The sequence below is a fragment of the Polaribacter sp. AHE13PA genome, assembly GCF_019278505.1.
Lineage (GTDB): Bacteria > Bacteroidota > Bacteroidia > Flavobacteriales > Flavobacteriaceae > Polaribacter.
Window position 1 is genome coordinate 2,902,784 of record NZ_CP058985.1, and the last position, 16,606, is coordinate 2,919,389.

A 16,606-nucleotide genomic window follows, 5' to 3' on the forward strand; every position below is an offset into this window, starting at 1 on the left:
TAATATTAAAACATAAAACTGACAATATTATTTCACTTAAACTTGATACATTACTAAGCCAATTATAAAAACTCATAATTGGTAAATCCTAATTAAACAATTACCTTTATCCAATGGATATTTACGACTTTAAAAATGCTTTTTTAATAGGTTTTTTCATGGCTTTTATGATAGGGCCTGTTTTTTTTATGCTTATTCAAACCAGTATTTTAAAAGGAGCTAGAGCAGCCATTGCGTTCGATCTTGGTGTTCTTTTAGGAGATGTTACTTTTATATGTATGGCATATTTTGGAAGTAGATCTTTTTTAGAAAAAATTAAAGATGACCCTAGACTCTTTTTTATTGGTGGCCTAGTACTTATTGTATACGGTTTAATAACTTATTTTGACAAACAAAACAAAAAAGAAGCTTTAGCATCTGCAGAAACCATAGTCGTACCTGTTAAAAACAACTATATAAAACTGTTTTTTAAAGGTTACTTTTTAAACTTTATAAATATTGGCGTGTTAGCATTTTGGTTGGGTACCGTATTGGTAATTGGACCTACTTTAAACATGAATTCTAACAGTATATTTTGGTATTTTGCTACCATAATTTTAGGGTATGCAATTACAGATCTTGGTAAAATACTTTTAGCAAAACAATTAAAAAGTAAAATGACTCCTTTAGTAATTTATAGACTAAAGAGAATAATGGGAATTATATTAATTATCTGTGGTGTTTTTTTAATCTTAAAAGGGTTTATACCTAATGATAAAATAGATAATTTTATCAGTTAAAACCGTCGTTTATTCAATTACAGCTATACCCCAAAGAATCATACTTTACAGTTATATCAATAGACTTACTTTAGTTTACTATCAATTACGAAAACTATTTTGTAACAAAGCAATAATTAAATCGGGTACTACAATTAATTTGTATGCAAAAAAATACTACTATTTAAAAGTCTTAAAACAGCTCTTTTAAAGACATATTATTCTGATCAATAAAGGAATTTATTATAAAGTAAAAACAGCGCATTAGTTAGCTTTCATAAGCTCTAAAACAGCTAATAATAACTTGTTCTACTAAAGTCGTTATGCATTTCTGCATATATACTTTCTCAATTAATTCACCAGAGCCCCCCAACAACAACACTTTATAACGAATACTATAAATACTAATAAAAACAAAAAACCAGTGAATAAATTCACTGGTTTTATATCTTAAATATCATTTAAAACAAAATGATGTATTTTATTTTCTAAGAAGGTTCTTCTCCTTCTAATAAAGGCACTGTTTGTAACACAAAGTCTTCTCCATGTAAATATGCACTATCATCATCTTCTGGATCTACACGCTTACTATAATCATACGCCCATCTATGAACTTCTGGTAATTTCCCTGGCCAGTTTCCGTGTACATGATCTACAGGAGTTGTCCATTCTAAAGTAGTTGCATTCCAAGGATTCATTGTTGCTTTTTGACCTCTATAAATAGAGATAAAGAAGTTTGCAATAAAAAATATTTGAGCAAAACCACCAACTAAGGCAAACAATGTAATTACTATATTAATATCAGATAAATCATCGAACATAGGAAATGCTGTGTTAGAATAATATCTTCTTGGTAAACCTGCTAAACCAATAAAGTGCATTGGCCAGAAAACTCCATAAGCACAAATGATGCTTAACCAGAAATGCCAATATCCTAATGTTTTATTCATCATTCTACCATACATTTTAGGAAACCAGTGATACACACCAGCAAACATTCCAAAAATAGCAGAAACACCCATAACTAAGTGGAAATGCGCTACAACAAAGTACGTATCATGAACATTAATATCTAAAGCTGAATCTCCTAAAACAATACCTGTTAAACCTCCTGTAACGAATGTAGAAACCAATCCGATAGAGAATAACATGGCAGGATTTAATTGAAGATTACCTTTCCATAATGTCGTTAACCAGTTAAATGATTTTACTGCAGATGGAATTGCAATTAGTAACGTTGTAAATGTAAATACAGACCCTAAGAAAGGATTCATACCTGATACAAACATATGGTGTCCCCAAACAATTGTAGATAAAAAAGCAATTGCTATAATAGAACCAATCATTGCACGGTAACCAAAAATAGGTTTACGTGAATTAATGGCTAAAATTTCTGAAACAATACCCATGGCAGGTAAGATTACAATATATACCTCAGGGTGACCTAAGAACCAAAATAAGTGCTCGAATAATACAGGAGACCCCCCTTGATAATGTAAAACTTCACCAGCAATAAAAATATCTGATAAATAGAAAGAAGTACCAAAACTTCTATCAAAGATCAATAATAAAGCAGCAGACAATAATACAGGGAAAGAAACTACACCAATAATGGCAGTTACAAAGAATGCCCAAATTGTTAAAGGCAATCTCGTCATTTTCATTCCCACAGTTCTTAAGTTAAAAACTGTTGCTATATAATTTAAAGATCCTATTAAAGAAGATGCAATAAAAATAGCCATAGAAACTAACCATAACGTCATACCCATTCCAGAACCTGGAATTGCTTGTGGTAAAGCACTTAATGGAGGATAGATTGTCCATCCTGCTGCTGCTGGACCAGCTTCAACAAACAAAGAGCAAACCATGATGATACATGAAACAAAGAACATCCAATAAGACACCATGTTTAAAAAACCAGAAGCCATATCTCTAGCTCCAATTTGCAATGGTATTAACAAGTTAGAAAATGTACCACTTAAACCAGCCGTTAATACAAAGAATACCATTATAGTACCGTGTATTGTTACCAAAGCTAAGTACATATCCGGATTCATTACACCGTCTGTTTGGTGATCTCCTAAAAATGCTTCAATTAAAGAAAATGATTTTTCTGGCCATGCAATTTGCATACGAAATAACATAGACATAAATACCCCAATAATTCCCATAAACATACCAGTTACTAAGAACTGCTTAGAAATCATTTTATGATCTTGGCTAAAAATATATTTTGTTACAAATGTTTCTTTATGATGATGTTCTGACATAATCTTATTTATTTGTAGTGTCTTTTAATTATTATTATTTAATACTGATGATAATGTTGGCTGCTCTGCAATCCATTTGTCATATTCTTCTTGCTCTACAACTGTAATTTTCATTTGCATGTTATAGTGAGAAGCTCCACAAATTTTATTACATAACAATAAATAATCAAACTCATAAGGATCTTCTCCGTTAGCTTTTCTTATTTTATTGATTCCTGCAGTTTTCTCTACAACCTCAGATTGTTGTCTCATCTCTGCAGTAGTATATTTTGGAGTAAAACCAAATTCAGTTACCATACCTGGTACACAGTTCATTTGCGCTCTAAAGTGAGGCATATAAGCTGAATGCAAAACATCTTGAGAACGAAACTTGAAATGAACTTTTCTACCTTTAGGTAAATACAATTCAGTTACTTGTTTATCATCTAAAGCATTTTTATCATCCATATCAACACCTATAGTGTTCATACCTTTAATATAGTTTACGTTTCCTAAACCTAACGTATTATCTTCACCTGCATAACGAGCATCCCATCTAAACTGCTGAGCATAAACCTCTATTACTACAGGATCTTCTAAGTCGGATAAATCCATGATGTTATTCCATTGCCATAATCCATAACCAATTAGAACAACTAAAACAACAGCTGGAGTAATGGTCCAAATAGCCTCTAATTTATGACTGTCTGAATAGAATTTTGCTTTCTTTCCTTTTTCACCTTTATACTTAAAAGTAAAATAGAAAATTAAGAATTGCATTAAAAATTGAACAATACCAATTAACCAAAATGTAATATCAAAAAGGTTATCATCATGTTCTCCTTCATAAGAAGCAGATTCTGGTAACATTACAACATTCATGAAGATTAAACAATAAATCATCATTGCATATAAAAAAACCATAAAGTAAATGGCATTTCTACCTTGGGTTGCGTTGTCTTTATCAGTAGCGATTACGCTTCTTAAGTTTAATATTCTGGTTATTTGCCAAAAACTTACACCGATTGCAACAGCTATAAAAATATAAAATAGAGCTAGCATATTTATCTCGTCTTAATTATTTTAATTCAAATTATTTATTAATGATGATCTCCTGAACCTTCACCTCTGTGTTCAATATTATAATAGTGGTAATGTTTACTTTCTCCTAAGAAAGGATTACCAGTTGGTATAGCACTTGCTTTTGCAAAAGAACTAAAAGTAGCATATATAAAGACTCCTATGAAGAACAATATTGCACCAATTTCAGGGATACCGAAAGACCATTGATCACCAACAGTACCTGGCATAACCATTACAAATATATCAATATAATGACCACAAAGAATTGCAACACCTCCAATAACGATAAACCAAGGAATACTTTTAAAGTCACTATTTAATAATAACAATACAGGAAAAGCAAAGTTCATTACTACCATTGCTAAGAAAGGAAAGTTATACTCATTAAATCTCATTGCAAAATAAGTAGTTTCCTCTGGAATATCTGCATACCAGATTAACATAAATTGAGAAAACCATAAGTATGTCCAAAAGATAGAAAAACCAAACATATATTTTGCTAAATCATGAATGTGACTATCGTTTACACCAGGTAAAGCTCCTTTAGAACGTAAATATATTGTAACTAAAGCAATTACCGTTAATGCACTTACTAATAAACTAGATAAAACATACCAACCGAATAATGTAGAGAACCAGTGTGGGTCTAATCCCATAATCCAATCCCAAGACATCATTGTTTCAGTGATCATAAATACGAAAATAAAACCTACAGAAGCATTATAACTCAATTTATACGTTTTTCCTCCATCATTTGCAGTATCTTCTTTTATAGAATTTCTACGGATAAACCATCTGTATGCATTCCATAAAGCTAAATAAACAATACTTCTAATAGCCCAACCAGGAACGTTTATCCACCAAGATTTACCATCTACAATAGGATCGTAATTAGGACTTGTAGGATCAAATACTCCTTCTGCCATCCACGGGAACATATGATTCCAATGCATTACAGCCGAAATTACTATAAGAACCATTACAATTGAAGTTGGTACTAAGTTAGCAGTAATTGCTTCCATTACCCTAAACAAAAGAATAGACCAACCCGCTTGCGCAACTCTTTGAATTGCATAAAAAGCTAATACCAATAAAGTAATTCCCAAAAAGAAAAACAATGCTACATATACTGCAGACCATGGTTTATTTTTTAACTGATGTAAAACATGTTCAGCATGTGCGTCATCATGAGATCCATCTACTGAACCATGGCTTTCACCATGTGCTTCACTTTTATGCCCATCAGCACTTACCTCTTCATGAGAAGTAGCATGACTATCACCATGTGAAGCCTGTTGTGCAATAACTTCTTTAGCTTCTTCAACTGTTTTAGGAGCTGAATAAAAACCATAACCAATTCCCACTAAACCAATAAGTATTAGTGCTAATGAGAATGTTTTTAATTTACCTGAGAATTGATACATATCTTTTTCGTATTCTTTCTTATTGAAATTATAATTCTGAACGTAATTTTTCTACGTACTGTACTATTTGCCAACGCTCTGTATACGTTGTTTGAGATGCATGTGAACCCATTAAGTTTTTACCGTGCATAATTACATGATAAATACTCCCTGTGTTAATATCTCTATCTTTATAATTAGGGATACCAGAAAATTTATCTCTTTGAGATAAAACTCCATTACCATCTCCTGCTTTTCCATGACAAGTTGCACAATAGATCTCGTACATTGCTTTTCCATTTGCCAAACTTTCTTCTGTAGTTTCTAAAGGATTAGTAACCGTAAGTTTAGACAATTCATATCCTTCATTTGTATTAGGGATATCATAAGTAGCATGTCCGCCTCTTGCAATTGTTCCTGCAACAGGTTTACTATTTACAGGTTCTCCATTAAGACCATTGGCTCCATTTACATCATAAGGCACAGATACATACATATCTGGCATAAATTGTAATTGGGGCTTAGTTTTATCATTACAAGAAATGATACTTGTAAGCGTAAATAAAGCGATAATTAATTTAAAATTCTTCATTTTCTATATATTAGTGCTTGTCTACTACATTAATTTCTACAGCTCCTGTACTAGCTAATAAATCAATAATTTTAGCTTCGTTGTTATTTACAGGGATTTCCATTAAAAAATGATCATCTGTAGTTCTTGGATCTGGATTCTCAGCTTCTTTAAATGGCCATAATCTACTTCTCATATAAAAAGTAATTACCATTAAGTGGGCTGCAAAAAACACTGTTAATTCAAACATAATTGGCACAAACGCAGGCATGTTTGCCCACCAAGAAAAATTTGGCTTACCACCAATATCTTGTGGCCAATCTTGAATCATCATGTAATTAGTCATCCAAATAGCAAATGCTAATCCTGTAATTCCATATAAAAATGCAGTAATTGCTAATCTTGTTGGTGCTAATCCCATTGCTTTGTCTAATCCATGAACAGGAAAAGGACAAAATACTTCCTCTATGTGAAGATGTTCTGCTTTAACAGCTTTCACTGCGTCCATTAGAACTTCGTCATCATTATAAAATGCGTGAATAACTTTTGATGATTCCATAATTATTCTTTATTAGATTTATCAGTTGTACCTGCTACGTTTGCTACATTAATAGCTGGTTTAGTTGGTATACCTTGTTCTCTTCTCTTCTTGTAAAACTCTCCAGAAGATTTTAAAATAGTTTTTACTTCCGCTTGTGCAATTACCGGGAATGTTCTTGCGTATAATAAGAATAATACACCAAAGAAACCTATAGTTCCCACAAAAATACCAACATCTACAAACGTAGGTTCAAAACGCCACCATGTAGATGGTAAATGACCTTTACTTAATACAATTGCAATAATATCGAAACGCTCAAACCACATACCAATGTTAATTGCAATAGAAATAATAAAAGTAATTACAAAACTTCTTCTAAATTTCTTAATCCATAATAACTGTGGTGTAATAATATTAAATATTATTAGTGACCAGAATGCCCAAGCATAAGGACCAGTTGCAGCACCTACAGATAAATATGTATAGTTCTCATAAGGTGAACCTGTATACCAAGCAATAAAGAACTCTGTTGCATACGCTACAGCTACAATACCACCTGTTAAGATAATTACAATATTCATATACTCAATGTGCATACGTGTAATGTAATCTTCTAAATTAGTAACCTTTCTCATAATTCCTAATAACGTTTGTACCATTGCAAATCCAGAAAAGATTGCTCCTGCTACGAAATAAGGAGGGAAAATAGTTGAGTGCCAACCTGGGTTAATAGAAGTAGCAAAATCCATAGATACAATTGTATGTACAGAAAGTACTAATGGTGTTGCTAAACCTGCAAGTACCAAAGATACTTCTTCAAAACGTTGCCAGTCTTTTGCTCTACCAGACCAACCGAATGATAATAAAGCATATATTTTCTTTTGGAAAGGCTTCACAGCTCTATCTCTAATCATTGCAAAATCTGGTAATAAACCTGTCCACCAAAAAACTAATGATACAGATAAATAAGTTGATATTGCAAAAACATCCCATAATAATGGTGAGTTAAAGTTTACCCATAACGAACCAAATTGATTTGGCATTGGCAATACCCAATACCCATTCCAAGGTCTACCCATGTGAATCAATGGAAACAATCCTGCTTGAAAAACGGCAAAAATTGTCATTGCTTCTGCAGAACGGTTAATAGCCATTCTCCATTTTTGACGGAATAATAAAAGTACTGCAGAAATTAGTGTTCCTGCGTGACCGATACCAACCCACCATACAAAGTTTGTAATATCCCAAGCCCAACCAATGTTCTTGTTCAATCCCCAAACTCCAATACCAGTACCTATGGTATAAAAAATACATCCAAATCCCCAAAGCGTTGCAGCCAAAGAGATATAAAATGCTATGTACCAATTTTTATTTGCAACTCCTTCAATAGGTTTTGCAATGTCTTCTGTAATATCGTGATAACTTTTATCACCTAGTACTAAAGGTTCCCTTATGGGTGCTTCGTAATGAGACATATTTTTATTACTTAGTTTAATTATAGTTTTTAAACTTTCAAAGTCCTTTAACTTTGAGTTTTCAATTTAAAATTTTCTTACGCTTCGTTTGTATTTCTAACTTTCACTTGATATACTACATTCGGTTTCGTTTGTAAGTAATCTAATACGTGATAAGCTCTCTTGTCTTCTGCTAATACTGCTACTTCGTCTTTTTCGTTATTAATGTCTCCAAAAACCATAGCACCTGTTGTACAAGCTGATGAACAAGCTGTTTCAAACTCATCTGTATTAACAGCTCTTCCTTCTTTTTTAGCTTTTAGAATTGTAGCTTGTGTCATTTGAATACACATAGAACATTTCTCCATAACCCCTCTAGAACGAACTACAACATCTGGGTTTAACACCATTTTACCGTAGTCATTATTCATATTGAAGTCAAACTCTTTGTTATTAGAATACTGGAACCAGTTAAAACGACGAACTCTATAAGGACAGTTGTTTGCACAATATCTTGTACCAACACATCTGTTATATGCCATTTGGTTTTGACCTTGGCGACCATGAGATGTTGCTGCAACTGGACAAACAGTCTCACAAGGAGCATGATTACAGTGCTGACACATCATTGGTTGAAAAGTAACCTCTGGATTTTCTGCTTCAGTTTCTATAGCTTTATACAAGTCTCCACCGCTTAAGCCCATTGCCTTCGCTTCTTCTCTTGTTGCAACTTCAGAAGAGTAATATCTATCGATACGCAACCAGTGCATATCTCTACCAACTCTAACCTCATTTTTACCTACAACTGGTACATTATTTTCTGCATGACATGCTATAACACACGCACCACAACCTGTACAAGATGATAAATCTATTGATAAGTTAAAGTGATGACCAACTTCTCTGTTGTGCTCTTCCCATAAATCTATAGATTTTGCTTCAACTTCTTGATGATCATAAGATACAAAAGCAGGCTTGTTCCAAGAATGTTTTGGATCTACACTACTTACTACCTCTTTTAAAGAAGCTACTTTTAAAATATCATGACGCCCTGCAATTGTTTTTTGTACTTGTGTACAAGCAAATTTATGGGTCCCAGATACTTTTTCTATTGTAACTCCGTACTGAATATTGTTTCCGTTAATGTATAATGGATATCCATTAACACCAACTTTCATTTCTTCTTTTAAGCCAAAAGTTTTACCGTAACCTAAAGCTAAACCAACAGAACCAATAGCCTGACCTGGTTGTACCATTACCGGAACAACAACATCAACACCATTAACAGATACTTTGGCATAATCACCATTAATAGCACCGTTATCTTTTACAGGATTAGAAAAACCTAATTCTCTGGCATCTGCCATAGACATCATTAAGTAATTATCCCAAGAAGCTCTTGTAATAGGGTCTGGAAATTCTTGTAACCAAGGATTGTTTGCTTGTTTACCGTCTCCTAAACCTGTTTTAGTATATAGGTTTAATTCAAAACCAGAAGCTTTCTTCGCTGAACTTGCTAATTTTGATGCAATATCAGAAATTACAACAGTAGATTCAAAAACTTCTCCCTCTTCTTCTAAAGAAAGGTCTTTTTTGAAAAAACCATTATGTAAAGCTTTGTTCCATGAAGCACCACCTAAAACATTGGTAACTGCATATGTTTTTAAATAATCGTAATATTTTGTAGTATCTCCAGACCATTTTAATAACGTATCTTGAACCTGACGTGTATTAAATAATGGTTGAATTGTTGGCTGCATTAAACCATACGTTACAGAATCGAACTGTGCATCTCCCCAAGACTCCAAAAAGTGTGGAGTTGGCAATGCATAATCCATTAAAGTAGTAGTACTGTTATGTTCTGTAGACAATGCTACTGAAATTTCTAGTTTACCTAATCCTTCAGAAAAATCTGATGCATTTGATAATGAATACACAGGATCTACATTGTATGCAATTAATCCTGATACTTTACCAGCTTTCATATCTGAAACTAATTGAGCAACTTCAGCATCATTTCCTTTACGGATGTTTAGCGTATTTTTTGTATCAATAATTTCACTATTTAATGCTTTATTAATTGCTAATGAAATTAATTGTGCATTTTTATCATTCAACCCTGTTAAGACAACACCTTTAGAACCAGCTTTCTTTAAATCTGAAGCTAATTTTTTAATAGTTGCATCTACAGAAGTTGCTTTAGAAGGAACATTTGCTCCTTTAATAGCGTTGTATAAGTTTAACAATGCAAATACCTGATCAGATGGTTTTACAACCACTCTTTTATCAGCATTAGCACCTGTTAAAGACATATTACTCTCTACCTGTACATGGTAAGACATATATCCTTTTTCTGGTTTTCTACCAGCAATGTATTTCTTCTCTAAACCTCCGTGGAAATCTCCAAGAAAATCAGCACCAAAAGAAACAATTGTTTTTGCATTTTCTAAATGATAATTTGGTAATACACGCTTACCGTACATTGCCATAAAAGCATCTGCCGCTCCAGATTCTGAAACTGCATCATAAACAACATGTTTTACATTTGGGTTTGCTGCAATAAAGCCTTCAATAACTTTATCCGTAGATGGACTTGCCATTGTACCTGTTAATAATACAACAGGTTTATTTGCTTCTTTTAATTCGTTTAATTTTGCACCAATTTTAGAATCAGCATCTGCCCAAGTTAAAAAAGCTTCTTTATCTTGAGGCTCTTTTAAACGTAATTTTTCATCATATAAAGATAAAACAGAAGCTTGTACTCTCGCACTTGTTGTTCCGTCCGCTTCTTTATTAGGCATAATTTGAATAGGGCGCCCTTCGCGTGTTTTTACCAACACATTTGCAAAATCATAACCATCTGCCATTGAAGTTGCGTACCAATCTGCAATACCAGCAATGATATCGTCTGGTTTTACAACATAAGGAATAGCCTTTCTAACGGGTCCCTGACAAGCTGCTAATGAAGCTGCAGCTGTAGTAAAACCAACATATTTTAAAAAGTCTCTACGTGAAGTAGAAGAATTCTCTAAAGTTTCTTTATCACCTAAAAACTCATCTGACGGAAGCTCTTCCACAAATTCGTTTTTACTTAACGTTTCAACAATAGAACTACCTTTAAGTTCCTCAACACTTTGCCAGTATTTTTTGTCTGAAGCCATTTATACTTTTTATTTAATGATTGAAAGATTCAAACTAGAAAACACCCAGTTTTGTAATCTTTTAATTTTTAATTCTTTTTAATTAGTAGTGACATTTACCACACTCTTTACCACCTAACTGTGAAATGGTAACTTGATCTACATTGTATTTCTTTGCCAAATCTTCATGAATTTTCTTGTAATAATCATTACCTTTTAAATCCACTTTAGTGTCTTTATGACAATCTATACACCAACCCATTGTTAATGGAGCGTGCTGATACAATTCATCCATTTCCTCTACAGGTCCATGACATTTTTGACAATCGATTCCTGCAACTGTTACGTGTTGTGAGTGATTATAATAAACAAAATCTGGTAAATTATGAACTCTCACCCATTTAATCGGAGCAGTTTCACCTGTATACTCTAAGTTATCTGCATCCCAACCAGCGGCTGTATAAACCTTTGCAATTTCAAGATCTAATTCTTCTTTTCCAAGAACACTTCCATCTCCTAATTCTACAACAGTATCATCTGCAACTTCAGAAATATTTAAGTGACAATTCATACAAACATTTACTGATGGAATACCAGATGTTTTACTATGTTTTGCCGAAGAGTGACAATATTGACAATCTATCTTATTATCTCCTGCATGTATTTTATGTGAAAATGCAATTGGCTGAATTGGTTGATACCCTTCATCTACCCCTACTTTAAATAAGAATCCAAATAACACATAAATACCAATTAACACTAAAAATATAGTAGTTAAAACTTTTAAGAAAGTATTTTTCATTATACCTGCCCAAAGCTCATGTAAATCTCTTTTAAGATTTGAATCTTCTCCCGGAACAGTATCACCTTTTAATTCACTTACCTGCTTTAACAAACTAGCAATCATTAAAAAAGCAACAATAATAGCAGCAGACAGCACATATATTAACCAACCTGGAGCACCTGCAGAAGAAACATTTGCAGAAGCATCACCTGCCGCCACTTCACCTACTTTTTTAAGCTCACCTACAGTGGTATAATATAAAATATCATCTACATTCTGATCAGTTAACTGAGGGAAAGCAGACATTGCAGCTCCATTGTACTCGTCAAAAATTGCATTCGCATCTGAATCTCCAGTTGCTCTTAATTCTGCATTATTTTTAATCCAAGAATGTAACCAATCATTTTCTCTTCTCTCCTCGACACCAGCCAAAGCTGGTCCAATTAATTTCTTATCTAACTTGTGACAAGAAGCACATAACGATTTAAATAATTTTTTCCCTTCTTTTTGGCGTACCTCATCTACCTCTTGTGAATAAGCAGATACACTGAATGCAAAAATTAGGAGAAAAGTAATACTTTTAAGAAGTAATGTGGTTAGTCTATTGTGCAGTTCTACACTTTTCATATTTAAACTTTGATTAAAAATATCTAATATAAAATGACAAAAGTCATTTTTTTCCGTTTGACAAAAGTAATACTTCTTCCTAAGGTTTGAAAAGCTAAAAGAATGTAAAACATAATTTATAATTATTCTAAATAAGCGTTTAATCTAATTTATTCCTAAACTAGTCGTTATTTTTGTACAAAATAAAATTAAGCATGAAAAGTAAATTAACAACACTCTCGTTTTTGATTGTTTTATTAGCAACTAGTTACAATTCTTTCTCACAAAATAGCACAAATGAATCTGCAGAAATAAAGGATATTGTTTCTAAAAAAAGAAGTTTCAATAGCACTTTTGGCTTTGGGTACAGAATTCAACTTTATAACGGAAGCGAGCAAAAAGCAAGACAGTTTATGGCTCGTTTTAAAGCAGAATTTCCCGGAAATTTCTCGAAACTAGTTTATTACGCCCCAGAATGGAAAGTACAAGTAGGTAATTACAAAACAAAATTAGAGGCTGATAAAGATCTAATAAAATTTCAAGAAAAATTCTCTGGAATTATTGTGATCCCAATGGGTAAGTAATTAATACAGAAAACACATTAGAAGCAATTAAAAAGCTTCATTATTTTGCCATCTGAAAAGAAAACAAAATAATGAAGCTTTTTAATATTACATTTTTAAGTAGGTTTTACACTAAAACAAACACCTCAACCTAAAGTAAGTAGTAAAACCTATACCAAGACTTTATCAAGAAAAACCTATTCTTCTAAGTCTACTTTCTCTTCCAAAGAAACGGAAACTACCGTATTACCCCAACCTAAATGCATGGTAACTGTGTTATCTTCAACTTCATTAAAGACAATTGAAAAAGCTTCAATACTTTTTTCTGACTCAGAAACTACACCAGAAACCCTAACAACATCATCTTTTTCATCGTAAGTATAATGCCCCCATACGTTTCTAACACTACTAAGAATCAGCGACCATTCTTTATTACCAGGAACCGAAAACAAAGTATATGTACCTGCTTTTACGCTTTCTCCTCCAAATAAAACATCCTTAAAAAAAGTAATTTCAGAAGCTTCATTAGCACCAGTTCTCCAAACACCTTTATCTGAAACCTCAGCCAAAGAAGACAATGCTCTTCCTTTTAATTGTGGTCTTCCGTAAATAACTCTTACTAACTTATCGGAATTTCTCCAATCACTTGGGTAGGCAGCAACATCTAAAGGACTCACATCTAATCTTGGAAATTTTTGAGAGAAAGTATCTGTCGATGAAAGAATTGAGAGTACAATAATGGCAAATAATAGAATTGTTTTTTTCATTTTTATAATTTATGAGGTGATATAAAGATCAGTCATCAAAAATAAAAAATCTTACAATGTTATTTTACTAATTTCATGTTAAACATAATGAAGAGGCAATAAAAGGAATTAAGCAGACACAAATTGACATCCCTCATTTCATGAAGATGTGCAGTAAAATAAATATCTTAAATGGTTATAAAAAGTAAATTAACAACCACAACCATCACTACAACCTTTCTTTTTTTTAGAAGGAAAAACATATTTTCTTAATAAAAAAGCTACGGCTAGAACAACTAATATATATGCTATAATTTCTTGCATTAACTTAAAATTTGATAGGTTATAAATGAAGCAACATATGCCATTAAGCCCATTCCGAACAATTGGATTAATGGCCATTTCCAAGTTTTCGTTTCACGCTTTACAATAGCTAACGTTGCCATACACTGCATTGCAAAGGCATAAAAAACCATTAAAGACATTCCCACAGGGAAATTAAATCTTTTACCACCGGTATCTGGGTTTATTTCTGACCTCATCTTTTCTTTAATCGTAGATGTATTTTCATCATCTGCTTCTACACTATAAATGGTTGCCAGCGTACCTACAAAAACTTCTCGTGCAGCAAAAGATGTAATTAAAGCAATTCCTATTTTCCAATCATACCCTAAAGGTCTAATAGAGGGCTCTATTGTTTTCCCAAGAATACCAATATAAGAATTCTCTAACTTTACAGATGCTATTTTTTGCTGTAATTCCTGATCTGATAAACTCTGGTTAGCAACATTTTCAATCGTATTTTTCTCTGCGTTCTCAAAAGAAGCTGGTCCGTTTGATGCTAAAAACCATAAAACGATAGACAAAGCTAAAATGATTTTTCCCGCTTCTAAAACAAACGATTTTGTCTTTTCAACCACCTCATAAAAAACATTTTTAACAGATGGTAATTTATAATTTGGCATTTCTACCACAAAAAACGACTTCGATTTTATCTTTAACGTCTTATGTAATATATAAGCTGCTATTACTGCTGTTGCAAACCCCAATCCGTATAACAATAACAAAACTACACCTTGTAAATTTAAGAATCCGAAGATTTTTGTATCAGGTATAATTAAAGAGATTAAAATAGCATATACGGGTAAACGCGCAGAACAGGTGGTAAACGGCACTACCAAAATAGTAATCAATCGCTCTTTCCAACTAGCAATTGTTCTAGTTGCCATAATTGCAGGAATTGCACAAGCAGTGCCAGAAATTAACGGAATTACACTTTTACCATTCATACCAAATCGACGCATAATTTTATCCATTAAAAACACCACACGACTCATATACCCCGTTTCTTCTAAAACCGAAATAAATAAAAATAGAATGGCAATTTGTGGAATAAATATAATAACACCTCCAATTCCGGGTATTATTCCCTCTGTTAACAGGTCTGTAAGCACCCCATTTGGCAGATTACTTTTTGCAAAATCTGCAATTTGAGCAAAACTAGTATCTATAAAATCCATAGGTACTGAAGCCCAATCGAAAACAGATTGAAAGATAATCAATAATAAAAACACAAAGAAAAAGTAACCAAAAACCTTATGTGTAAAAACCCTATCTAGCCTACCACGAAGGTCTTTGGCTTTGGTTTTATCTACTATATAGGTCTTTTTAAGTATTTTATTAATTTCTTGATAACGATAAATAGTTTCTTTATGTTGATATTTCTTTAACTTAGAAACGTCTTTTTTAAAGTTAAGGAGTTTTTGTTTTTCTTCTATTGATATGGAATCTGGATAGTTATTCTGCGTTACCATCAACCATAATTCATACAAAGAATATTTAGGGCTAATTTCTTTTAACTTATCAAAATAATCTGGATCAATTTGATGATTGATTCCACATAAAGGAGAAGCTTTTGCAGCAACGTGGCAACGAATAATTGCAGCTTTTACATCATCTATTCCTTCATTTTTTCTTGCACTAATTAAAACTACCTCTGTATTTAACTCTTTTTTTAATAAAGATAAATCGATAGTAATTCCCTTTCTATTCATTTGATCAACCATATTGATTGCCAAAACTGTTGGAATTTCTAAATCTTTAATCTGAGAAAAAAGCAGTAAGTTTCTTTTTAAATTCTCTACATCTGCAACCACCAAAATAACATCTGGAGATTCCTTAATATCCTTTTTTAACAAGGTTTTTAAAACAATACTCTCGTCTAAAGAAGTAGGATTTATACTATATGTACCTGGTAAATCTGTAATAATTGCATTCTGAGTAGCAGATAGTTTACTAACACCATTTTTTTTATCAACAGTAATTCCTGGGTAATTTCCAACTTTCTGATTTAAACCTGTAAGTTGATTGAATAGTGATGTTTTTCCGGTATTTGGGTTCCCTATTAAAGCAACCTTTATATCATTTTTAGACATTATAAATGCGCTTTAAGGATTCGAATTTTAGAAGCTGTTTCTATTCTTATTGCCAAGTGACTACCGTTTACGCAAATATACAAAGGGTCTTTTAAGGGCGCTATTTGAACTAACTGAACCTCAGCTCCTGGTAGACAGCCCATTTCTAACAATTTTAAAGGAATAAAATCTAAAGACTCTTCAGAAATATATCCTATCTCTCCCTTACGTAATGTAGCTATTGTGCTCAATGAATTTTATTTGGAAGGCAAATATAATCATTTAGAATGATTC

General features: G+C 32.5%; 14 protein-coding genes. 2 read left to right on the top strand and 12 right to left on the bottom strand.

From position 1 onward, the window contains the following. The first annotated feature begins 113 nt into the window (after positions 1 to 113). The gene (locus H0I28_RS12460) at positions 114 to 779 is read left to right on the top strand and encodes a LysE family translocator (RefSeq protein WP_208890541.1); all 666 of its coding nucleotides are present in this window, start codon (positions 114 to 116) and stop codon (positions 777 to 779) included. Between the two features lie 467 nt (positions 780 to 1,246). Here H0I28_RS12460 and H0I28_RS12465 read toward each other — a convergent pair whose 3' ends face one another. The 8 genes from H0I28_RS12465 to H0I28_RS12500 form a co-directional block, all read right to left on the bottom strand. Then, positions 1,247 to 3,028, bottom strand: a complete 1,782-nt coding sequence (locus H0I28_RS12465; protein WP_218754663.1) for a cbb3-type cytochrome c oxidase subunit I — start codon at positions 3,026 to 3,028, stop codon at positions 1,247 to 1,249. A gap of 24 nt (positions 3,029 to 3,052) precedes the next feature. Further along, positions 3,053 to 4,069, bottom strand: coding sequence for a cytochrome c oxidase subunit II (locus H0I28_RS12470; protein ID WP_218731803.1), 1,017 nt, complete (start codon positions 4,067 to 4,069; stop codon positions 3,053 to 3,055). Positions 4,070 to 4,107: 38 nt separating this feature from the next. Beyond that, the gene (locus H0I28_RS12475; protein ID WP_218759310.1) at positions 4,108 to 5,514 is read right to left on the bottom strand and encodes a quinol:cytochrome C oxidoreductase; all 1,407 of its coding nucleotides are present in this window, start codon (positions 5,512 to 5,514) and stop codon (positions 4,108 to 4,110) included. Between the two features lie 28 nt (positions 5,515 to 5,542). Continuing rightward, positions 5,543 to 6,085 (bottom strand): cytochrome c, encoded by a 543-nt coding sequence (locus H0I28_RS12480; RefSeq protein ID WP_218731805.1) that lies wholly within the window; start codon positions 6,083 to 6,085, stop codon positions 5,543 to 5,545. A 10-nt stretch (positions 6,086 to 6,095) separates the two neighbouring features. After that, entirely contained in the window at positions 6,096 to 6,623 is a 528-nt protein-coding gene (locus H0I28_RS12485) for a DUF3341 domain-containing protein (protein ID WP_165731663.1), read from the bottom strand. Between the two features lie 2 nt (positions 6,624 to 6,625). Beyond that, the gene (nrfD, locus tag H0I28_RS12490; protein WP_218731806.1) at positions 6,626 to 8,080 is read right to left on the bottom strand and encodes an NrfD/PsrC family molybdoenzyme membrane anchor subunit; all 1,455 of its coding nucleotides are present in this window, start codon (positions 8,078 to 8,080) and stop codon (positions 6,626 to 6,628) included. A 77-nt stretch (positions 8,081 to 8,157) separates the two neighbouring features. Continuing rightward, positions 8,158 to 11,220 (bottom strand): TAT-variant-translocated molybdopterin oxidoreductase, encoded by a 3,063-nt coding sequence (locus H0I28_RS12495; protein WP_218759311.1) that lies wholly within the window; start codon positions 11,218 to 11,220, stop codon positions 8,158 to 8,160. Between the two features lie 82 nt (positions 11,221 to 11,302). Next, complete coding sequence (locus H0I28_RS12500) at positions 11,303 to 12,610, bottom strand: cytochrome c3 family protein (RefSeq protein ID WP_218759312.1); 1,308 nt, start codon at positions 12,608 to 12,610, stop codon at positions 11,303 to 11,305. 194 nt (positions 12,611 to 12,804) lie between these two features. On the opposite strand from H0I28_RS12500, the gene H0I28_RS12505 reads away from it, so the two are divergent. Next, positions 12,805 to 13,173 (top strand): SPOR domain-containing protein, encoded by a 369-nt coding sequence (locus tag H0I28_RS12505; protein WP_218731809.1) that lies wholly within the window; start codon positions 12,805 to 12,807, stop codon positions 13,171 to 13,173. Positions 13,174 to 13,349: 176 nt separating this feature from the next. Here the strand turns inward: H0I28_RS12505 and H0I28_RS12510 are convergent, their stop codons facing one another. From H0I28_RS12510 to H0I28_RS12525, 4 genes are all read right to left on the bottom strand, one after another. Further along, positions 13,350 to 13,919, bottom strand: a complete 570-nt coding sequence (locus H0I28_RS12510; protein ID WP_218759313.1) for a DUF2911 domain-containing protein — start codon at positions 13,917 to 13,919, stop codon at positions 13,350 to 13,352. Between the two features lie 189 nt (positions 13,920 to 14,108). Continuing rightward, a complete protein-coding gene (locus tag H0I28_RS12515) occupies positions 14,109 to 14,222 on the bottom strand; it encodes a FeoB-associated Cys-rich membrane protein (protein WP_218759314.1) in 114 nt (37 codons plus the stop codon). Further along, complete coding sequence (feoB, locus tag H0I28_RS12520) at positions 14,222 to 16,333, bottom strand: ferrous iron transport protein B (RefSeq protein ID WP_218731811.1); 2,112 nt, start codon at positions 16,331 to 16,333, stop codon at positions 14,222 to 14,224. Before feoB ends, H0I28_RS12515 begins: the two co-directional genes overlap by 1 nt. Further along, positions 16,333 to 16,563, bottom strand: a complete 231-nt coding sequence (locus H0I28_RS12525) for a FeoA family protein (protein WP_165731655.1) — start codon at positions 16,561 to 16,563, stop codon at positions 16,333 to 16,335. Before H0I28_RS12525 ends, feoB begins: the two co-directional genes overlap by 1 nt. Positions 16,564 to 16,606: the final 43 nt, after the last annotated feature.